Origin of the sequence: Corynebacterium sphenisci DSM 44792 (assembly GCF_001941505.1) — a bacterium.
Lineage (GTDB): Bacteria > Actinomycetota > Actinomycetes > Mycobacteriales > Mycobacteriaceae > Corynebacterium > Corynebacterium sphenisci.
Window position 1 is genome coordinate 480,302 of sequence record NZ_CP009248.1, and the last position, 19,638, is coordinate 499,939.

Here is a 19,638-nt window from a genome sequence, read left to right on the forward strand (position 1 = left end):
GTAGCCTGCCGGGCATGAGCGACGACACCCCCCGCGCCCTGCCCTGGTCGCGGATCGAGCGGATCCTCTCCGGCGCCCCCGCCGGGCGGATCGAGCCCGGCTGGGGCGTCAACGGGATGCGCGCGCCCGCGCCCGCGCCCGCGCCGGCCCCGGCCCCGCCCCCGGCCGGGGCGGGGCGGGGGCTGCCGGTGGAGCTGCACTGCCGCAGCTCCCGGTCCTTCCTGATCGGCGCCTCGGAGCCGGAGCTGCTGGTCGCCGAGGCGGTCCGGCTGGGCCTGACCACCCTGGGCATCGCCGACCGGGACGGCCTCTACGGGGTGCCCCGCTTCGCCGAGGCCGCCGCCGAGGCGGGCCTGGCCACCGTGATCGGCGCCGAACTGGGCCTGCCGCATGCCCCGCTGACCGTGCTCGCCCGCGGCCCGGAGGGCTACCGGCGGCTCAGCCGGGCGCTCACCGCGGCGCATCTGGCGGATCGGGACAAGGACGTGGTGGCCTATCCGCCGCCGGCGGAGCTGGCCGCCGCCGCCGGCGGGCACTGGCAGGTGCTCGCCGACGCCGCCTGGCTGCCCCGCCTCGGGGAGCTGGTCGACGCCTTCGGCGCCGAGCACGTCGCCTGCGAGCACCGGCTCACGCTGACCCCCGAGGCCGCGGACGCCGACGCCGCCCTCGCCGCCGCCGCGGACCGGCTGGGGCTGCGCCGGGTGCTCTGCTCCGCGGCCACCGCCGCCGGCCCCGGCCAGGCGCGGGTGGCCGGGGCGAAGGCGGCGCTGCGCGCCCGGGAGAGCCTCGACGAGCACATCGCCCGGCTGCCGCCGGCCGGGGGGAGCTGGCTGCGCTCCCCGGCGGAGCTGGCCGCGGCCGCCGCGCGGCTGCCCGGGGTGGCCGCGGCCACCGCCGAGGTCGCCGCGGAATGCGCCTTCACCCTCGATCTCATCGCCCCCCGGCTGCCGGCCTGGGCGGATCCGGACGGCCGGGACGAGGCGGAGGTGCTGCGCGAGCTGACCCTGGCCGGGGCGGCCCGCCGCTACCGGGGCGACCCGGCGGCGCTGGCCCAGATCGACCGGGAGCTGGCGGTGATCGCCGACCTGGGCTTCCCCGGGTACTTCCTGATCGTGCATGACATCGTCGCCTTCTGCCGCCGGGAGGGCATCCTCGCCCAGGGCCGCGGCTCCGCGGCGAATTCCGCGGTCTGCTTCGCCCTGGGCATCACCAACGTCGACCCGGTCGCCGCCGGGCTGCTCTTCGAGCGCTTCCTCTCCCCGGAGCGCGACGGGCCCCCGGACATCGACCTGGACATCGAGTCCGGGCGCCGCGAGGAGGTCATCCAGTACGTCTACCGCCGCTACGGCCGGGACAACGCCGCCCAGGTGGCCAACGTGATCACCTACCGCCGGCGCGGCGCGCTGCGCGACGCCGCCCGCGCCCTGGGGCATCCGCCGGGCCTGGTGGACGCCTGGGTGCACGGCCGCGCGGAACCGCCCGCGGCGGTCGCCGAGCTCGCCGAGGGGCTGCGCGGCAGCCCCCGGCACCTGGGCATCCACTCCGGGGGCATGGTGATCTGCGATCGGCCGGTGTCCGATGTGGTGCCGGTGGAGTGGGCGCGGATGCGGGACCGCTCCGTGGTGCAGTGGGACAAGGACGACTGCGCCGCCGCCGGGCTGGTGAAGTTCGATCTGCTCGGCCTGGGCATGCTCGAGGCGCTGCACCACTGCATCGACCTGGTCGCCGAGCACCACGGCCGCCGGGTGGATCTGCACGCCATCGACGTCGCCGAACCCGCGGTCTACGACATGCTCTGCCGGGCCGACGCGATCGGGGTGTTCCAGGTGGAGTCCCGGGCCCAGCTGGCCACCCTGCCCCGGCTGCGCCCGCGGCGCTTCTTCGACCTGGTGGTGCAGGTGGCGCTGATCCGGCCCGGGCCGATCCAGGGCGGCAGCGTGCACCCCTACCTGCGCCGCCGCAATGGGGAGGAGCCGGTGGCCTACGAGCATCCGGTGCTGGAGCGCGCCCTGGGCAAGACCCTGGGCATCCCGCTGTTCCAGGAGCAGCTGATGCAGATCGCCGTCGACGCGGCCGGGTTCACCGGAGCCGAGGCCGATGCGCTGCGCCGGGCGATGGGCGCCAAGCGCTCCGCGGCGGCGATGGCCGCGCTGCGGGACCGCTTCCACGAGGGGCTGGCCAGCGCCAACGGGATCACGAGCGCGGCCGCGGACCGGCTCTGGGAGAAGATCGTCGCCTTCGCCGCCTACGGCTTCCCCGAATCCCACGCCCAGTCCTTCGCCTCCCTGGTGTACTTCTCCGCCTGGTTCAAGCTGCACTACCCGGCGGAGTTCTGCGTGGCGCTGCTGCGCGCCCAGCCGATGGGCTTCTACTCCCCGCAGACCCTGGTCGCCGACGCCCGCCGGCACGGGGTGGGCTGCGATGGGGTCAGCGTCAACGACTCGGGCGTCGCCCCGGACTGCCCGGGCGGGCGGATCCGGCTCGGCCTGGGCTCGGTGCGCGGCCTCGGCGAGGCCGCCGCGTGGCGGGTGGTCGCCGCCCGGGAGGACGGCGGCGCCTTCCGCGATGTCGCGGATCTGGCGCGCCGGGCCGATCTCGGCGTGGCCGCGGTGGAGGCGCTGGCCCGGGCCGGGGCGCTGGACTGCCTGGGCCTGGACCGGCGCCGGGCGCTGTGGGCGGCCGGGGTGGCGGCCACCGAGCACGCCGGGATGCTGCCCGGGCTCACCGCGGCGGACGCCCCGGCGCTGCCCGGGATGAGCGGTTTCGAGTTGGCTGCCGCGGATCTCGCCGGCACCGGGGTCACCCCGGGGGAGCATCCGCTGGCCGCGTTGCGCGCCGAGCTGGCCGCCGCCGGGGTGACCCCCGCCGCGGGGCTGCCGGATCTCGCCGACGGGGCCCGGGTGCTGGTCGCCGGGGCGGTGACCCACCGGCAGCGCCCGGGCACCGCCGGCGGGGTGGTCTTCCTCTGCCTGGAGGACGAGACCGGGCTGGTCAACGTGCTGTGCTCCCCGGGGCTGTGGCGGCGCTTCCGCGCGGTGGGCACCGTGGAGCGGGCGCTGGCGGTGCGCGGCCGGGCGCGGAACGCCTCCGGGGCGGTGACCGTGGTCGCCGACCGGCTTACCCCGCTGCGCGAGCTCACCGACTCGCCCGTGATCGCCGGGCGCAGCCGGGACTTCCGCTGATCAGGCCTCGGCGATGAGGAGCCGGTAGCCGCGGGCCTCCAGGGCGGCCCGCCACTCCTCGCTGAGCCCGTCGTCGGTGATGATCGTGTCCAGCACGTCCACCCCGCCGACCGAGGAGAAGGAGCGGCGGCCGAACTTGGTGGAGTCGGCGACGATCACCGCACGGGTGGCCCGGGAGGCCCGCGCCCGCGGCATCCTGGTCATCGGGCTGACCTCCCGGAAGTACACCGACGCGGTGGGCTCCCGGGTGCCCGACGGCACCAAGCTGCTCGACCACGCCGACATCCTGCTGGACAACCACGTCGACCCCGGTGACGCGGTGCTCTCCCGGGAGGGCCTGCCGCAGAGGTTCACCCCCGCCTCCGGGGTGACCTCCACCGCGATCCTGCACTCGCTGTCCGCGGCGATCATCGACGAGCTCGCCGGCCGGGGCATCGAGCCGCCGGTGTTCCTCGCCGCCAACCTCGACGGCGGCAAGGAGTGGAACGCCCGGCACATGGCGGCCAACGCGGACCGCATCTTCTACCTCTGATCGGGGGACCCCGCCGGCGGCGCCCCGCCGGCCGCGGCGCGCGGCCGGCGGGGCGCGGCGCTACCGTGGGGTGATGTTCGCGCCCCCGGAGCAGCCCACCTTCGCCCGACCCGTGCGCGGCGGCGACGTGGCCGCCGGCCTGGTCGCCTTCCTCGCCGCGGGGGCGGCCATGGTCGGCCTGGGGCTGCTGCTGGTGCACGCCGGCGCCGGGGCCTGGCTGGTGCCCGCCGGCGGGGCGCTGCAGGTGCTGCTGGTCTGGCTGGCGCTGCGGCTGCGCGGGTTCACCGCCGCGGACCTGGGCTTCACCGCCCCGCGCCGGCCCTGGCGGCTGCTCTGGCAGGTGCCCCTGGCCTGGGTGGCGATGATGCTGGTCGCGGCCCCGCTGGCGCAGGCGCTGCTCGGGCCGCGGCCGCCGGGCCCGGCGGAGGCCGATGCCGAGGCGGTGCGCACGGCGGTGGGCGAGCCCGCGGCGCTGGTCTCGCTGGTGCTGCTGATGACCCTCGTGATCCCGGCGCTGGAGGAGATCGTGTTCCGCCGGCTGCTCTACGGCTGGCTGGAGCGGCGGTGGGGGGTGGGGGTCGCGGTGGCCGCCTCCGCGGCGGTCTTCGGCGCGGCCCATGTGCTGCCGGAGGCGGTGCTCATCATCGGCGCGCTCGGCGTGGCCACCGCGGTGCTCGCCCGGGTGCAGCGCTCGCTGTGGGCCCCGTTGGCGCTGCACATGTTCAACAACACCATCGTGGTGGCGGCGATCCTGGCCCTCGGCTGAGCCGGAAGCGGCGCGTTTTCCCCGGTTGTCGGCGGGGTGCGGATCCGGTTTTACGTGGCGACCAACATTGCGCTAGGGTCGCAATGAAAAAAGATTTCGGTAAGGCACAATGAATGCGTGAATGCGCAGGTAAGGGGATTTTGTGAAGAACACCCGAACGGCTGCCTTCGCGGCCACGGCCGCGCTCGCCCTGGCGCTGGGCGCCTGCTCCGGCGATGACGGCGCCGCCGCCGGACCCGCCGGCGATGATGCGGTGACCGTGGTCGCGACCACCACGCAGATCTGCGACTACGTCACCCAGATCGCGGTCGACGAGTCCGCCGACGCCGAGCTCGCCTTCACCAAGCACGACTCCGAGGGCGACGTGTCCACCGCCGGCGCGGATCCGGCGGATGCGGCCACCTCCCTGGAGCTGACCTGCCTGCTCGCGCCGAACGCCTCCGCCCACGAGCACGAGATGACCCCGCAGCAGATGCAGGCGCTCTCCGACGCGGACCTGTTCCTGGTCTCCGGGGTGGACCTGGAGAACTTCCTCGACTCCGCGGTGGAGTCCTCCGGTTTCAGCGGGATCATGGGCGTGACCTCCGGGGTGCTGTCCTCGGTGGAGGTCGATGACCCGGAGAAGCAGGAGTCCATCGAGGCGGAGCTGCCCTACGAGGTCTACCGCGGCGACGAGAAGGTCGACGTGGAGCCGTGGCCCTTCCCGCCGCCGAACCCGGGCGAGGCCCCGGAGTTCCGCTTCGACCCGCATGTGTGGACCTCCCCGGCCTTCGCCAAGGTGCAGGTGCACAACATCGGCGAGGCGCTGAAGAAGATCGCCCCGGACAACGCGGAGCTCTTCGACCGGCACGTGGACCGCTACGAGGACGAGCTCGACGATCTGGACGCCTGGGCGAAGGAGACCCTGGAGTCGGTGCCGGAGGGGAACCGGGTGCTGTTCACCTCCCATGACGCCTTCGGCTACTTCTCCAACCGCTACGACATCGACTTCATCGGCACCGCGCTGTCGGACTTCTCCGCCCAGCAGGACGCCACCGCCGACCACATCCGGGAGGCGGCCGAGCAGGTCAAGGAGTCCGGGGCGGTGGCGCTGTTCGCCGAGAACTCCAACAACTCCAAGTCCATCGAGGCCATCGCCCGCGCCGCCGGGGTGAAGGCCATCATCGGCGATGACGCGATGTACGGCGACTCCCTGGGCCCGGAGGGCTCCGAGGGCGAGACCTACATCAAGTCGATCATCCACAACGTCAAGGCCCTGGCCAACGCCTGGGGCGGCACCATCGCGGAGCTGCCCGAGTCGATCCGGGACTCCGACGTCGCCTAGCCGGCACCCGCCGCGGGCGGGGGCGCCACGCCCCCGCCGCCCCCGGCCCCGGAGCGCGCCCCGCGCGCCCCGGGGCCGCGGGCGCGTCCGGGGGCAAACGGAAACGAAAACCGCTTTCACCCCGGGTGCGGGGCCCCACCCACCGAAGGAACACAGGACATCGCGATGTTCTACACACGTCAAGGAAGCGCAGCCATCCCCACCACCGACGACACCACCCGCCGCCCCCGCCGGGGCGCCGCCGACGCCGGCCCCGCCCTCGTCTTCGACGACGCCGCCTTCAGCTACGGCGGCCCGCCCGCCCTCGCCGGGGTCACCGGCACCGTGCAGCGCGGCGAGGCGCTGGCCCTCATCGGCCCCAACGGCTCCGGCAAGACCACCCTGCTGCGCGGGGTGCTGCGCACCGTCACCGTCACCGGGGAGATGCGGGTGCTCGGCCGGGAGGTCGGCAAGGTGCGCAAGGGCGCCATCGGCTACGTGCCGCAGATCGCCGATCTCGACCCCACCTTCCCGATCACGGTGCGCCAGGTGGTGGAGATGGGCCTCATCGCGGAGACCGGGTGGCTGAAGCCCCTCGGCGCCGCCCGGCGCCGCCGGGTCACCGCCGCCCTGGAGCGGGTGGACATGGCCTCCCGGGCCTCGATGCGCTTCGGGGACCTCTCCGGCGGGCAGAAGCAGCGGGTGCTGGTCGCCCGCTCCATCGTCGCCGAACCCGAGCTGATCCTCCTCGACGAGCCCTTCAACGGCCTCGACGAGCCCAACCGGATCGCCCTGGTCGGGATCATCCGCTCCCTGAAGGCCGAGGGCGTGGCGGTGGTGGTGTCCACCCACGACATCGGCCTGGCCAACGAGACCTGCGAGAAGGTGCTGCTGCTGGCCAACCGCCAGATCGGCTTCGGGCCGCGGGCGGAGGTGCTGGTCCCCGAGCTGGTCGCCGAGGCCTACGGCGGGCGCAGCGCGGACGCGCTCATCGGCACCGGCCTGGAGGAGGAGCCGCATGCCGGATAGCGTCGTCGATCCCCTCATGGCGGGCATCGACGGGCTGCGCCTGCTGCTCGCCGACGTACCCGGGCTGCAGACCGTGGCCGGGGCCCCGTTCCTGTTCCGCCCCTTCGTCATGCTCATGTTCCTCGGCGTGGCCGCCGGCCTGGTCGGGGTGATCGTCAACCTGCGCTGCATGGAGTTCAACGCCGAGGCGATGGTGCACTCGGTCTTCCCCGGCATCGTCGCCGGCGCCGTCTACGGCGGGATCGAGAAGATCGTGCCCGGGGCGGCGATCGTCGCGGTCATCGTGGCCGTGGCGCTGACCGCCCTGGGCCGGGCGCATGGCGTCAACGAGGCCGGTACCGCCGTGGTGCTCACCAGCTTCTTCTCCTTCGGCATCGTGCTCAGCCTGTGGAAGGGCGACATGTCCGGCCAGCTGGAGGCGCTCATGTTCGGCCGCCTGCTGGAGGTCTCCGACCGCCGGCTGGTGGAGTCCATCCTGGTCTGCCTGGTCGCCCTGGCGGTGATCGCCGCATCCTGGCGGGTGCAGGTCTTCCGGGCCTTCGACCGGGACGGGGCGCAGGCCCTGGGCGTCAACGGCACCCTGGTGGACTTCCTCGCCAACGCCGCGATCGCCGCGGTGGTGGTGGCCTCCTCCTCCGCGGTGGGCGTGCTGCTCGTGGTCGGCTACCTGGTGGTGCCGGGCGCCGCCGGCCGGCTCATCGCCAACCGGATCGGGGTGATGATCCCGATCGCCATCGCGGTGGGCGTCGCCGGCGGCTACCTGGGCATGCTCGCGATGACCGCGGACACCCCGCGGCCGGTGTCCCCGCAGGCCGCGGTGGCGCTGGCCGTGATCGCCGTCTACGTGGTGCTGCTGCCCATCGGGGCCTGGCTGCGCCGGAAGGGGGCGCCGGCATGACCCCGGACACCGATTTCAGCGTCGGGATCTGGACCATCCTCGGGCTGCCGCTGGCCGAGGCGATCCTGATCGGCGCGCTCGGCGGCCTGGTCGGCTGCCTGGCCGTGCTCAACCAGCGGATCTTCTTCACCGAATCGGTCACCCACGCCACCTTCCCCGGGGCGGTGCTCGGGGTGGTCGCCGCCGGGCACCTGCTCGCCGGGGTCGGCGATCGGCACACCGTGCTCTCGCTGAGCCTCTTCGTCGGCGCCGCCCTGGCCTGCCTGCCGATGGCCTGGCTGATGCACCTCATCGCCAAGGTGCCCGGCCAGTCCTCCCAGGCCGCGGCGGGGATCGTGCTCACCCTCGGCTTCGCCCTCGGCTACTTCCTGGCGAAGTGGTTCCAGCCGCTGCCGCTGAAGATCGAGGGCTTCCTGGCCGGGTCCATCCTCAGCGTCAACCGCACCGACGTGATCTCGGCGGGGGTGGTGCTGGCGCTCGCCGTGCTGGTCACCGCCGTGGCCGGGCGCCGGCTGGTGTTCTACGCCTTCGACGGCTCCGGCTACCGGGCCACCGGCATGTCCGGCGGCGCCGCCTCCGGGGTGATCCTGGTGCTCATCGTCGCCGCCGTGGTGGTGCTCATCCCCGCGGTGGGCACCATCCTGCCGGTGGCGCTCATCGCCGCCCCCGCGGCGGCGCTGGCCCCGATGCTGCGCTCCTGGCGCACCCTGGTGCTGCTCGCCCCCGTCGCGGGGATGCTCATCTCGGTGACCGGGCTGTGGCTCGGCGTGATCCTGGGCATGTCCTCCGGCGGCATGATCGCCCTGGTCGCCGGGGTGTTCTACGTGGCCGTGGCGGGGCTGCGCAAGCTGCTGCCGGCCCGCCGCCCCGGGGTGGCGGCCGAGCAGCCGGCCGAGGAGGCGGCGCGGGTCTAGCCGCTCAGTCGAAGCGGCGCAGCCGCGCCGCCTCGGCGAGCATCCCGTGCTCGCCGAGGAAGCGCAGCAGCTCCCCGGCGATCCGGCGCCGGGAGCGCGGTTTGACGAACTGGTGGCCCTCGTCGGGCAGCAGCAGCAGCTCCGCGGTGCGGCCCAGCTCCAGCAGCGCCCGGCGCATCCGATCCGACTCCGCCGGCGGCACCGCGCCGTCGGCGGCGCCGTGGATGAACAGCACCGGGGCCCGCAGATCCGGGGCGTGGGTGAGCGGGGAGATCGCCTCCAGCAGCTCCGCGTCGTGCATCGGGTAGCCGTACTTCGGGTACGCCGCCGAGGCCAGCCACGGCTCCGTGGACTCGAAGTAGCTGGCGAAGCTGGTCATCCCGCAGGCGTCCACCACCGCCCGGAAGATCCCCGGCTCCAGGGCCGCGGCGAGCAGCGCCAGGTAGCCGCCGTAGCTGCGCCCGCCCACCGCCAGCCGGCGGGGATCGGCGATGCCCGCGTCGACCAGGAAGGCCGCGGCATCGACCACGTCCTTGATCGCGGCGAAGCGGCCGTAGCGGTCGTCGGCGTGCTGGAAGGCCCGGCCCGCCCCCGAGGAGCCCCGGATATTCGGCGTGAACACGGTGATCCCGGAGTCCACCAGGGTGGCCAGGATGTCGTGGTGGCCGGGCCGGGCCTGCCGCTCCGGGCCGCCGTGCAGGTGGATGTAGGTCGGCCGCGGCCCCTCGTCGCCGCGTTCGTCGTGGTACACCCAGCCGGAGAGCTCCAGGCCGTCCCGGGCGGTGAAGCGCACCAGCTCCGGGGCGTCGTCGGCCCGGGAGAGGCGCACCAGCCCGGCGGAGCGGTCCGGGTCCAGCGGCTCCAGCCGCCCGGAGCCGGTGCGCAGCACCTCCACCGCCGGGGGCAGCCCGGGGCCCTCCACGGTCACCGCCAGCACCGAGCCGTCGGCGCTGATGGACAGTCCCGCGGCGACCATCCCGGCCAGCTCCACCCCGCGCCGGGCGCGCACCGACTGCCGGGCGCCCAGGGTGAGCACCTCCAGGGAGGACACCCCGCCGGTGTTCCACAGCACCGCCGCCGCGCCGCCGTCCTCGCTCACCGCCAGCTCGTCGACGTCGGCGTCCGCGGCGGCGAGCAGCTCCACCACCTCGGTGGCCTCCCCGCGCACCCCCACCCGCAGCACCCGGCGCCGATCCCCGCCATGGTCGGTGATCAGCAGCACCGCCAGATCCTCGTCCGGGGCGCCGGGCAGGATCACCCCCTCCTCGGTCATCGCCCCCGGATCCGGGGGCAGCAGCGGCAGCCAGCGCCCGTCCGGGCTGACCAGCAGCAGCTCCCGGGAGCCGCGCGGGCCCACCCGCATCAGGGCGTGCCCCAAATGCGCGTCCACCAGCCGGGCGTCGGTGCGCCGGTCCAGCACCCGGGCGCCCCCGGTGGCCGGGTCCACCAGCCGGGCCTCGGCCACCGCCGCCCCGGTGACCACGTCCATCGCCACGGTCGCCCCGTCCCAGGTGACCAGGGAGGCGCGCACATCGCCCTCCATCCGCAGCTGCCGGGCCGGGCCCGCCCCGGCGCAGGTGGACACCAGCCAGGTCTCCAGCCGCTCCGAGCCGCGCGGGGCGACCTCGCAGGCCAGCCACGCCCCGTCCGGGGAATGGGCCAGCCGGGTCACCGGACCGTCCACCGGCAGCGGGATCGCCCGCTCCGCGGACACCCCGTCCGCGCCGAGCCGGGCCACCACCGCCCGCGGGTAGCCGCCGTCGCGGACCAGGTAGGCGATGGACCCGCCGTCGGGGGCGAGGGAGGAACCGTAGGTCTGGCGCATACCCGGCGATTCTAGGGGCCGTATCCTGGGACGGTGCCGATCCCGCCCGCCGCCCCGCCCCCGCTGCACATCGTCTTCGACCGCCCGCGCATCCCGCCGAACACCGGCAACGCGATCCGGATGTGTGCCGGGGTGGGCGCCATGCTGCACCTGGCCGGGCCGCTGGGCTTCGATCTGGCCGACCGGCACCTGCGCCGCGCCGGGCTGGACTACCACGATCTCGCCGAGGTGCGGGTGCACGCCGGCCTGGACGAGGCGCTGTCGGCGATCCTGGCGGCGGATCCGGCGGCCCGGGTGTTCGCCTTCACCACCACCGCGGGCACCCGGCACGTCGACATCGCCTACCGGGAGGGGGACGTGCTGCTCTTCGGCACCGAGACCACCGGGCTGGACGAGGCGACCCTGGCCGATCCCCGAATCATCGGGCAGGTGCGGATCCCGATGCTGCCCGGCCGGCGGTCGATGAACCTGTCCAACTCCGCGGCGGTGGCCGCCTACGAGGCGTGGCGGCAGCTGGGTTTCCCGGGCGGGGTGTGAGCGGCGCGCCTCCGGGGTCGGTGGGGCTACTGGAAAATTTTCCAGTAGCTTTCCAGTACCGGAAAAGCACCTGGTCACATGGGGTGCCCCAGTGGAAAGAGGCTTTCCAGTAGGTTTCCAGTGGTCCCGAGGGGGTGCGGTGGGCGTGCCGCCGCCGTGATGCCCCGGGGTGTCCGGGGGAGCCCCCGACGGCGCCCCGGTGCCGGGAACGCGCCTGGTCACCCGGGGTCCGCCGGTGGGGGCCGGGGTCCGGGCGGTCGGCCTTTGCGGTGCGGGGTGTGCCGGTGGGGCTACTGGAAAATTTTCCAGTAGCTTTCCAGTAGCGGAAAAGCGCCTGGTCACGAGGGGTGATCCAGTGGAAAGGGGCTTTCCAGTAGGTTTCCAGTGGCCTTCCGGGACGCCGTGGCCGAGTGCCGGGGCGGGCCCGTCCCGGCCCGGGGCGGGTGCGCCACCTGACATACTGGGGGCCATGACCGCGACGAAGCTGGACGGCAACCTGTACCGAGGCGAGATCTTCGAGGATCTCGCCGCCCGCGTGGCGAAGCTGGCCGAGGCGGGGGTGACCCCGGGCCTGGCCACCGTGCTGGTCGGCGATGACCCGGGCAGCCACTCCTACGTGAAGATGAAGCACCGCGACTGCGAGCAGGTCGGCATCCGCTCCATCCGCCGGGACCTGCCGGCGGAGACCACCCAGGAGGAGCTGGAGCAGGTCATCGCCGAGCTCAACGCGGATCCGGGGTGCACCGGCTACATCGTGCAGCTGCCGCTGCCCGGCCACCTCGACGAGAACCGGATCCTGGGCCTCATCGACCCGGACAAGGACGCCGACGGCCTGCACCCGGTGAACCTGGGCAAGCTGGTGCTCAACGAGCCCGCCCCGCTGCCGTGCACCCCGAACGGGTGCATCCACCTGCTGCGCCGCTACGGGGTGGAGCTGGCCGGGGCGAAGGTGTGCGTGATCGGCCGCGGGGTCACCGTGGGCCGCCCGATCGGGCTGATGCTCACCCGGCGCAGCGAGAACGCCACGGTCACCCTCTGCCACACCGGCACCCGGGACCTGGCCGCGGAGACCCGCGCCGCGGATGTCGTGATCGCGGCGGCGGGGGTGCCGCATATGCTCACCCCGGACATGGTCAAGGAGGGCGCGGCGGTGCTCGACGTGGGCGTCTCCCGGGTCGAGGGCAAGCTCGCCGGGGACGTGCACCCCGGGGTGTGGGAGGTCGCCGGGCACGTGTCCCCGAACCCGGGCGGGGTGGGCCCGCTGACCCGGGCCTTCCTGGTGCGCAACGTCGTCGAGCGCGCCGAACGGCTCGCCGGGATCTGAGCCGATCCGGATGAGGGAGATCGCCCGCCGCGCGGACCCGGGGGAGCTGCCGGACCCGCTGGCCAACCCGCACAGCCCCCCGCGCGCCCGCGGCGCGCACTGGGACCGGCGGATCCAGCTGGCGCTGATCGGCCTGCTCTGCGCCGGCTTCGGCGCCTTCGGGGTGTTCCTCGGCCTGGAGCGCTGGCGGCGGGCCACCTTCACCCTCGGGCTGACCATGATGTACTTGGCGCTGCTGCGCCAGTACCTGCCGGATTCCATGATCGGGGTGTTCTCGGTGCGCTCGCGCACCTTCGACCTGGTCTTCGGGCTCTTCCTCGGCGGGTCGATGGTCTTCCTCGCCGCCAGCGTGGACGCCCTGGGCAGCTAGCCGGCGAGCGCCGCGGCCGCCGCCGCGGCATCGGGATCCCCGAGGTTCCCGGGAGGCGATCCGGCCGAATGCCGGGGCGCTCATCGCCCGGCGTCGAGGAACTCCAGCACGATGTCCTCCACCTGGTCGAATTCGGTGAGGAAGCCGTCATGGCCGGTGGGCGAGTCGATCCGGCGCAGCCCCAGGCAGTTGCCCAGGTTGCGGGCCAGGTGCTCCTGCTGGTGGAAGGGGTAGAGGATGTCGGTGTCCACCCCGGCGACCATGGTGGGCACCGTGGAGGCGGCCAGGGCGTCGTTCAGCCCGCCGCGGCCGCGGCCGATGTCGTGCCGGTTCAGGGTGTCGGTGAGGGTGACGTAGCTGCCCGCGTCGAAGCGGGCGGCGAGCTTGTCCGCCTGGTGGTCGAGGTAGCTCTCCACCTGGAAGCGGTCCGCGGTGCGCATCGGGCCCAGCGGGTCCTCCCCGGGCTGGGCGGCGGCGCCGAAGCGGTCGTCGAGCTCGAGTTCGCCCCGGTAGGTCAGGTGGGCCACCCGGCGGGCGAAGCCCAGGCCCCGGTCCGGGGTGCGCCCGGTGCCGTGGTAGTCCCCGCCCAGCCAGTCCGGGTCGGATTCGATGAACTGGATCTGGGCGGACTGGATGCCGATCTGCCAGGCGCTGGCCCGGGCGCCGACGCACAGCACCAGGGCCCGGTCCACCTCCTCGGGGTGCATCAGGGACCATTCCAGGGCCCGGGCCCCGCCGAGGGAGCCGCCGATCACCGCCGCCAGCCGGGTCACGCCCAGGGCGCGCAGCGCGGCGCGCTCCACGGTGACCGTGTCGCGCACCGAGATCGCCGGGAAGCGGGAGCCCCAGGCGCCGCCGTCGGGGTGCGGGGAGCCGGGCCCGGTGGTGCCCCGGCAGCCGCCGATCACGTTGGTGCAGATGATGCAGTACCGGTCGGTGTCCAGGGCCCGGCCGGAGCCGATCATGCCGTTCCACCAGCCGGGGGTGGGGTGATCCTCCCCGGCCGGGCCGCAGGCGTGCGCGTCCCCGGTGAGGGCGTGCTCCAGCAGGATCACGTTGTCCCGTTCCGCGTTGAGCCGGCCCCAGCGCTCGAAGGCGACCGTGACGTCGGCGATGACGGCGCCGGCCTCGGTGACCACGTCGCCGACGGCGACGGAGCCGGGCCGGCCCTCCGGGGGCAGCTGAGCGGGGTGCATGCGGACTAGACTACTCGGTCCGCAGCCGCGGCGGGCGGGGGCCGATTATGCTGGGCACATGAACCGGCCGCATCGACGCGCCGCCGCGGCCCTGGCCGCGGCGCTCACCCTCGTCCTGGCCCCGGCGGCCCCCGCCGCCGCGGCCACCGTGCACCTGGACCCGGCCGACCCGGCGGCCCTGGGCCGGGTGCCGGGCAACCCCGATGACCCGGCGCTGCGCGCCGCCGCGCCCCCGCCGGGGGTCAACGACCCGGCCTGCGTGCCCGACCCGGCGCATCCGGAGCCGGTGGTGCTGCTGCACGGCACCTGGTCCAACCAGGCCCGCTGGGCCTATCTCGCCGATGCGCTGCGCGGGCGCGGGCACTGCGTGTGGACCACGAACTTCGGCCGGGAGCCGGTGAGCGCGCTGGGCGCCCCGCTGCGGCCCTGGGTGCACGGCAACGGCGACATCCGCGCCGCCGCCGGGGAGGTCGCCGCCTTCATCGAGGAGGTGCGCGCGGCCACCGGGGCGCCCCGGGTGGCGGTGGTCGGCCACTCCCAGGCCGGGGCGCTGCTGAAGTACTACGTCAACGAGCTCGGCGGGGCGGGGCGGGTGTCCCGGATGGTGGTCGCCGCCGGTTCCCAGCACGGCACCGATATGCGGGGCATGTCCGCGCTGCTGTGGTCCATGTTCGGCCCGGTGCCCGAGGCCGCGGCCCTGGTCACCGGCACTGCGGCGCTGCAGCAGCTGGACCGCTCCGGTTTCACCGCCGAACTGGACCGCCTTCCGGACACGGTGGCGCCGATCCGGTACACGGTGCTGGTCACCGCCGACGACACCACGGTGACCCCGCCGGAGTCGGGCTTCCTCGAGGCCGCCCCGGGCGTGGACCTGGTCAACCTGGAGGTGCACGCCGCCTGCGGGGGAGTGGCCCGGGAGATCCCGCATGACCGGATGACCATCGACCCGGCGGCGGTGTCGCTGCTGGTGTGGGGCCTGGAGCGGGGGCCCGGGGAACAGGCCCCGCCGGCCTGCGCGGGTGACTGGGCGGTGGACGAGGACGACCTGGTCGACCCGGTGCCGGCCTGGGACCTCTTCGGCTCCTCCGGGGCGGCCTAGATCGCGGCGAAGGCCCCGTCCAGGTCGGCGATGATGTCCTCGACCTCCTCCAGGCCCACCGAGAGCCGGATGGTGGCCTGGGTGACCCCGGCCCCGGCGTTCTGCTCCGGGCTGCACTGGGAGTGCGTGGTCGAGGCCGGATGCACCACCAGGGAGCGCACGTCGCCGATGTTGGCCACGTTGGAGTGCAGCTTCAGCGCGTCGATGAAGGCCCAGGCGCGCTCCCGGTCCGCCGCCGCGTCCCCGGCGCCGGCGAGATCGAAGGCGAGCACCGCGCCCGCCCCGGGCAGGCCGAGCCGCTCCTTGACCCCGTACCAGGGCGAGTCGGGCAGGCCCGGGTAGGCGACCCGGGCGACCTTCGGGTGCGCGGCGAGGTGCTCGGCGACGACCTGGGCGCTGTCGTTGTGCCGGCGCATCCGCAGCGGCAGGGTGTCCAGGCCCTGGGCGATGAGCCAGGCGTTGAAGGGGCTCGGCGCCGCCCCGGTGTCGCGCAGCAGGCCCACCCGGGCCTTGAGCCCGTAGGCGGCCTCGCCGAAATCGGCGTAGCGCAGCCCGTGGTAGGCCGGGTCCGGGGTGACGAAGTCGGGGAACACCGGCTCGCCCTCGCGGGTGGCGGACCAGTCGAAGCCGCCGCCGTCGACCAGGATGCCGCCCAGGGCGGAGCCGTTGCCGGTGTAGAACTTCGTGGTCGAGGCGATCACGATGTCCGCGCCCAGCTCCAGCGGGCGCATCCCCCAGGCGGTGGGGATGGTGTTGTCCACGATGAGCGGCACCCGGTGCGCATGCGCGACCTCGGCGACCATCGGCACGTCGAGCACGTCGGCCTGCGGGTTGGCGATCGACTCGGCGAAGAAGGCCCGGGTGTTCGGGCGCACCGCCGCCGCCCAGGACTCCGGGTCGTCGGGGTCGGCGACGTAGCCGACGGAGACGCCCATCCGGGGCAGGGTCACCGAGAACAGGGTGTCGGTGCCGCCGTAGAGCCGCGGCGAGGCCACGACATGGTCCCCGGCCCGGGCCAGGTTGAGGATCGCGGCGGTCTCCGCGGCCATCCCGGAGGCGAAGAGCACCGCGTGCGCCCCGCCCTCCAGGGCCAGGAAGCGCTCCTCCACCGCGGCGACGGTGGGGTTGTTCAGCCGGGTGTAGATGTAGCCCGGTTCGGAGAGGTCGAACCGGGCCGCGCCGGTGCGGCAGTCGTCGAAGACGTACGCGGTGGACATGTGGATCGGCAGGTTGCGGGAGCCGTGGTCGGAGTCCACGGGCTGGCCGGCGTGGATCGCGCGGGTGCCGAAGCCCCACGCGGCCGCCTCGGAATTGTCGTATCGGGTGGTCATCGCCCCTCCTGGTGCATGCGTGCGCCGCCGCGGTCGGCGGCCCGTGCCCAGTGATGGTAGCCGCGGCGCCGGCGGCCACCCCGTTTCCGGGGCGGCCGCCGGGGCCGGGCGGGCGCCTAGAGGCCCACCGCGGCGAAGGCGCCCTCCAGGTCGGCGATGATGTCCGCGGCGGCCTCGATGCCCACCGCCAGGCGCACCGTGGCCTGGGAGATCCCGGCCCGGGCCAGGCCGTGTGCATCGGACTGGGAGTGCGTGGTGGTCGCCGGGTGGATGACCAGGGAGCGCACGTCGCCGATGTTGGCGACGTTGGAGTGCAGCTTCAGCGCGTCGATGAAGGCCCAGGCCCGGGCCCGCACCTGCTCCTCGGACTCGTCCGCGCCGGCGGCGAGATCGAAGGAGAGCACCGCCCCGGCCCCGGCCAGGCCCAGCTTCTCCTTGGTCGCGTGCCAGGGGGAGTCGGGCAGGCCGGCGTAGTTGACCTTGGCCACCCCGGCCCGGCCGGCGAGGTGCTCCGCGACGGCCCGCGCATTGGCGTTGTGCCGCTCGATGCGCAGGGCCAGGGTGTCCAGGCCCTGGGCGAGCACCCAGGCGTTGAAGGGCGCCGGCGCGGCCCCGGTGTCGCGCAGGATCCCGGCCCGGGCGCGCAGCGCGAAGGCCGGCGCGCCGAGCTCGGCGAAGCGCAGCCCGTGGTAGGCCTCGTCGGGTTCGGTGAAGTTGGGGAAGAGGTCCCGGCCGTCGCGGGTGGCGGTCCAGTCGAAGCGGCCGCCGTCGACGATCACCCCGCCGAGCGCGGAGCCGTTGCCGGTGAGGTACTTGGTGGTGGAGCACACCACCACGTCCGCGCCGAGCTCCAGGGGGCGCAGCAGCGCGGCGGTGGCCACCGTGTTGTCCACGATGAGCGGCACGGAGTTGCGGTGCGCCACCTCGGCGATGACCGGCACGTCGAGGATGTCCGCCTGCGGGTTGGCGATCGACTCGGCGTAGAAGCCGACCGTGTTGTCCCGCACCGCGGCCTGCCAGGACTCCGGGTCGTCGGGGTCCTCCACGAAGGTGGCCTCGATGCCCAGCCGGGGCAGGGTCACCTTGAACAGGGTCTCGGTGCCGCCGTAGAGCCGCGGGGAGGTCACGATGTGGTCCCCGGCCCGGGCCAGGGTGAGGATCGCGGCGGTCTCCGCGGCCTGCCCGGAGGCGAAGAGCACCGCGGCCACGCCGCCCTCCAGGTTCGCCAGGCGCTGCTCCACCGCGTCCACGGTGGGGTTGGTCAGCCGGGTGTAGATGGGGCCCGGGTCGGCCAGGCCGAAGCGGGCGGCGGCGTGCTCGGCGCTGTCGAAGACGTAGGAGGAGGTGTTGTAGATGGGCAGGTTGCGCGAGCCGGTCTGCGCATCGGGGGCCTGGCCCACGTGGATGGCCCGGGTGGCCAGGTCCCAGCCGGCGGCGTCGGAGTTGTCGTAGCGGGTGGTCATGGTGGGGTCCTTTACGTCGTCGGGGTGTTGGCTCGCAAGATTAATGAACCGCTTGGTCTATCGCAAGTCCCCAGCACATCAGGGTTTTAGGGCATGGTGGCGAAGACTCCCGAACAGAGCTGTCGGTTGGCCGTGGGTGGTGATTCCGGGAAGCGGGCGCGTGCGTCGTATCCTCGGTACCCGGGGACCCCGCATGCGGCCGCCCGCCTGCGGATACCCCGCGGACCGACGATCCGGGCGCATCCGCGAAGACGGCGGCAAGAGAGGGCAAGAACAACGTGAACGGCACGACGGTCCAGACCCGACCCGGCCCCGGGGCCAAGGCCCCCACGGACATCGCCTGGCACCTCTCCTTCGGCGTGCTCGCCGCGGGCACCCTGGTCGCCTTCATCATCTGGTCCACGGACCGGATGCCGGAGGGCGCCAGCATGCCGATCCTGCTGACCACCATCGCCTTCGGCTTCTTCATGGCCTTCAACATCGGCGGCAACGACGTGGCCAACTCCTTCGGCACCTCCGTCGGCGCCGGCACCCTGTCCATGAAGCAGGCCCTGATCATCGCCGCGATCTTCGAGGTCGGCGGGGCGGTGCTCGCCGGCGGGGAGGTCACCGACACGGTGCGCTCCGGGATCGTGGACCTCGACGCGGTGGCGCTGCCGCCCATGGACTTCGCCTTCATCATGATGTCCTCGCTGCTCGGCGCCGCGATCTGGCTGCTCGCCGCGACCCGGCTGGGCTGGCCGGTGTCCACCACGCACTCCATCATCGGCGGCATCGTCGGCGCCGCGCTCACCCTCGGCCTGGCCACCGGCACCGGCGGCCTGGAGATGGTGCAGTGGGGCGGGATCGGCGAAATCGCCGCCTCCTGGGTGCTCTCCCCGGTGCTCGGTGGCCTCGTCGCCTGGGTGCTCTACGGGGCGATCAAGCGCTACATCATCGTCTACAACGAGGAGGCCGACGCCCGCCTGCGGCATATCGAGGAGCGCCGGCGCACCATCATCACCGCGCACCAGAACCGCTTCGAGCGGCTCGGCGAACTGCAGCAGAACTCCTACTCCGCCACCGTCGCGGTCGACGACTACGACGAGGCGGACTACCACCGGCAGCTGCACCGGCTCAACGCCGAGGCCGAGGAGATCGACGCCAACCGCGCCCTGGAGACCTGGGTGCCGCTGGTGGCCGCCTTCGGCGCGGTCGTGATCGGGGCGATGCTGCTGTTCAAGGGCCTGAAGAACCTGCACCTCAACGTCTCCAACGCGGGCAACTTCATCATCCTGGCCATGATCGGCGCCATCGTCTGGCTGGTCACCTTCATCTTCGCCCGGCTGCTCAAGCGGCAGAACCTGAAGTACTCCACCTACCTGCTGTTCTCCTGGATGCAGGTGTTCACCGCCGCCGCCTTCGCCTTCAGCCACGGCTCCAACGACATCGCCAACGCGATCGGGCCCTTCTCCGCGGTGCTCGACGTGCTGCACACCGGGGACATCAACGCCGAGGCCCCGGTGCCGCCGGAGGCGCTGCTGGCGATGGGCGTGATCCTGGTCTGCGGGCTGTGGTTCATCGGCCGCTACGTCATCGAGACCGTCGGCCACGGGCTCACCGAGATGCACCCGGCCTCCGGCTTCGCCGCCGAGCTGGCCGCCGCCGGGGTGGTCATGGCCGCCTCCGTGATGAGCCTGCCGGTGTCCTCGACGCATATCCTGATCGGCGCGGTGCTCGGCGTGGGCATCGTCAACCGGGCCGCGAACTGGGGGCTGATGAAGCCCATCGCGATGGCCTGGGTGGTCACCCTGCCGGCCGCCGCCGCGGTGTCCTCGGCCTGCGTGCTGGTGCTGCGCCTGATCTTCGGCTGAGCCCCGCCGGCGCATC

At 74.0% G+C, this 19,638-nt stretch carries 17 protein-coding genes; 12 read left to right on the forward strand and 5 right to left on the reverse strand.

What is annotated here, in order from left to right; translation table 11 throughout:
• Positions 1 to 14: 14 nt before the first annotated feature.
• Positions 15 to 3,182: an error-prone DNA polymerase gene (locus CSPHI_RS02220; protein ID WP_075691307.1), complete on the forward strand. Its 3,168-nt coding sequence runs from the start codon at positions 15 to 17 to the stop codon at positions 3,180 to 3,182.
• On the opposite strand, the gene CSPHI_RS02225 is transcribed toward CSPHI_RS02220, so the two are convergent.
• A complete protein-coding gene (locus CSPHI_RS02225; RefSeq protein WP_157118456.1) occupies positions 3,183 to 3,386 on the reverse strand; it encodes a DeoR/GlpR family DNA-binding transcription regulator in 204 nt (67 codons plus the stop codon).
• Between CSPHI_RS02225 and CSPHI_RS02230 the strand changes: the two genes are divergently transcribed.
• From CSPHI_RS02230 to CSPHI_RS02255, 6 genes are all read left to right on the forward strand, one after another.
• Positions 3,349 to 3,714, forward strand: a complete 366-nt coding sequence (locus CSPHI_RS02230; RefSeq protein WP_075691309.1) for a phosphoheptose isomerase family protein — start codon at positions 3,349 to 3,351, stop codon at positions 3,712 to 3,714. The genes CSPHI_RS02225 and CSPHI_RS02230 overlap by 38 nt on opposite strands.
• 73 nt (positions 3,715 to 3,787) lie before the next feature.
• Positions 3,788 to 4,480, forward strand: a complete 693-nt coding sequence (locus CSPHI_RS02235; RefSeq protein WP_075691310.1) for a CPBP family intramembrane glutamic endopeptidase — start codon at positions 3,788 to 3,790, stop codon at positions 4,478 to 4,480.
• 142 nt (positions 4,481 to 4,622) lie between these two features.
• Entirely contained in the window at positions 4,623 to 5,804 is a 1,182-nt protein-coding gene (locus CSPHI_RS02240; RefSeq protein ID WP_075691311.1) for a metal ABC transporter substrate-binding protein, read from the forward strand.
• Between the two features lie 165 nt (positions 5,805 to 5,969).
• On the forward strand, positions 5,970 to 6,812 hold the full coding sequence (locus tag CSPHI_RS02245) for a metal ABC transporter ATP-binding protein (protein WP_084210192.1): 843 nt from the start codon (positions 5,970 to 5,972) through the stop codon (positions 6,810 to 6,812).
• 34 nt (positions 6,813 to 6,846) lie between these two features.
• Positions 6,847 to 7,710 (forward strand): metal ABC transporter permease, encoded by an 864-nt coding sequence (locus CSPHI_RS02250; protein WP_245803370.1) that lies wholly within the window; start codon positions 6,847 to 6,849, stop codon positions 7,708 to 7,710.
• Complete coding sequence (locus CSPHI_RS02255; RefSeq protein WP_075691312.1) at positions 7,707 to 8,624, forward strand: metal ABC transporter permease; 918 nt, start codon at positions 7,707 to 7,709, stop codon at positions 8,622 to 8,624. The genes CSPHI_RS02250 and CSPHI_RS02255 overlap by 4 nt, the downstream gene beginning before the upstream one ends.
• A gap of 4 nt (positions 8,625 to 8,628) precedes the next feature.
• Here CSPHI_RS02255 and CSPHI_RS02260 read toward each other — a convergent pair whose 3' ends face one another.
• Positions 8,629 to 10,449: an alpha/beta hydrolase family protein gene (locus tag CSPHI_RS02260; protein WP_075691313.1), complete on the reverse strand. Its 1,821-nt coding sequence runs from the start codon at positions 10,447 to 10,449 to the stop codon at positions 8,629 to 8,631.
• 33 nt (positions 10,450 to 10,482) lie between these two features.
• Here CSPHI_RS02260 and CSPHI_RS02265 point away from each other — a divergent pair, with 33 nt between their 5' ends.
• The 3 genes from CSPHI_RS02265 to CSPHI_RS02275 all read left to right on the forward strand — a co-directional run bounded on the left by CSPHI_RS02265 (position 10,483) and on the right by CSPHI_RS02275 (position 12,680).
• A complete protein-coding gene (locus tag CSPHI_RS02265; protein ID WP_084210193.1) occupies positions 10,483 to 10,986 on the forward strand; it encodes a tRNA (cytidine(34)-2'-O)-methyltransferase in 504 nt (167 codons plus the stop codon).
• A 469-nt stretch (positions 10,987 to 11,455) separates the two neighbouring features.
• Entirely contained in the window at positions 11,456 to 12,310 is an 855-nt protein-coding gene (locus CSPHI_RS02270) for a bifunctional methylenetetrahydrofolate dehydrogenase/methenyltetrahydrofolate cyclohydrolase (RefSeq protein ID WP_075691314.1), read from the forward strand.
• A gap of 10 nt (positions 12,311 to 12,320) precedes the next feature.
• A complete protein-coding gene (locus CSPHI_RS02275; protein WP_075691315.1) occupies positions 12,321 to 12,680 on the forward strand; it encodes a DUF3017 domain-containing protein in 360 nt (119 codons plus the stop codon).
• An 80-nt stretch (positions 12,681 to 12,760) separates the two neighbouring features.
• Here the strand turns inward: CSPHI_RS02275 and metX are convergent, their stop codons facing one another.
• Positions 12,761 to 13,876, reverse strand: coding sequence for a homoserine O-acetyltransferase MetX (gene metX / locus CSPHI_RS02280; protein WP_075691316.1), 1,116 nt, complete (start codon positions 13,874 to 13,876; stop codon positions 12,761 to 12,763).
• Between the two features lie 58 nt (positions 13,877 to 13,934).
• On the opposite strand from metX, the gene CSPHI_RS02285 reads away from it, so the two are divergent.
• Positions 13,935 to 14,975: an esterase/lipase family protein gene (locus tag CSPHI_RS02285; RefSeq protein ID WP_075691317.1), complete on the forward strand. Its 1,041-nt coding sequence runs from the start codon at positions 13,935 to 13,937 to the stop codon at positions 14,973 to 14,975.
• On the opposite strand, the gene CSPHI_RS02290 is transcribed toward CSPHI_RS02285, so the two are convergent.
• Together CSPHI_RS02290 and CSPHI_RS02295 are read right to left on the reverse strand one after the other, a co-directional pair.
• Positions 14,972 to 16,306, reverse strand: a complete 1,335-nt coding sequence (locus CSPHI_RS02290) for a PLP-dependent transferase (protein WP_075691318.1) — start codon at positions 16,304 to 16,306, stop codon at positions 14,972 to 14,974. The genes CSPHI_RS02285 and CSPHI_RS02290 overlap by 4 nt on opposite strands.
• A gap of 116 nt (positions 16,307 to 16,422) precedes the next feature.
• Complete coding sequence (locus CSPHI_RS02295; protein WP_075691319.1) at positions 16,423 to 17,769, reverse strand: O-acetylhomoserine/O-acetylserine sulfhydrylase; 1,347 nt, start codon at positions 17,767 to 17,769, stop codon at positions 16,423 to 16,425.
• Positions 17,770 to 18,047: 278 nt separating this feature from the next.
• Between CSPHI_RS02295 and CSPHI_RS02300 the strand changes: the two genes are divergently transcribed.
• The gene (locus tag CSPHI_RS02300) at positions 18,048 to 19,622 is read left to right on the forward strand and encodes an inorganic phosphate transporter (RefSeq protein ID WP_075691320.1); all 1,575 of its coding nucleotides are present in this window, start codon (positions 18,048 to 18,050) and stop codon (positions 19,620 to 19,622) included.
• Positions 19,623 to 19,638: the final 16 nt, after the last annotated feature.

Coding starts and splice junctions, on each gene's coding strand:
- metX (WP_075691316.1), bottom strand. CDS start 13,876: ATGCACCCCGCTCAGCTGCCCCCGGAGGGCCGGCCCGGCTCCGTCGCC.
- CSPHI_RS02245 (WP_084210192.1), top strand. CDS start 5,970: ATGTTCTACACACGTCAAGGAAGCGCAGCCATCCCCACCACCGACGAC.
- CSPHI_RS02285 (WP_075691317.1), top strand. CDS start 13,935: ATGAACCGGCCGCATCGACGCGCCGCCGCGGCCCTGGCCGCGGCGCTC.
- CSPHI_RS02270 (WP_075691314.1), top strand. CDS start 11,456: ATGACCGCGACGAAGCTGGACGGCAACCTGTACCGAGGCGAGATCTTC.
- CSPHI_RS02260 (WP_075691313.1), bottom strand. CDS start 10,449: ATGCGCCAGACCTACGGTTCCTCCCTCGCCCCCGACGGCGGGTCCATC.
- CSPHI_RS02220 (WP_075691307.1), top strand. CDS start 15: ATGAGCGACGACACCCCCCGCGCCCTGCCCTGGTCGCGGATCGAGCGG.
- CSPHI_RS02255 (WP_075691312.1), top strand. CDS start 7,707: ATGACCCCGGACACCGATTTCAGCGTCGGGATCTGGACCATCCTCGGG.
- CSPHI_RS02235 (WP_075691310.1), top strand. CDS start 3,788: ATGTTCGCGCCCCCGGAGCAGCCCACCTTCGCCCGACCCGTGCGCGGC.
- CSPHI_RS02290 (WP_075691318.1), bottom strand. CDS start 16,306: ATGACCACCCGATACGACAATTCCGAGGCGGCCGCGTGGGGCTTCGGC.
- CSPHI_RS02225 (WP_157118456.1), bottom strand. CDS start 3,386: ATGACCAGGATGCCGCGGGCGCGGGCCTCCCGGGCCACCCGTGCGGTG.
- CSPHI_RS02275 (WP_075691315.1), top strand. CDS start 12,321: ATGAGGGAGATCGCCCGCCGCGCGGACCCGGGGGAGCTGCCGGACCCG.
- CSPHI_RS02295 (WP_075691319.1), bottom strand. CDS start 17,769: ATGACCACCCGCTACGACAACTCCGACGCCGCCGGCTGGGACCTGGCC.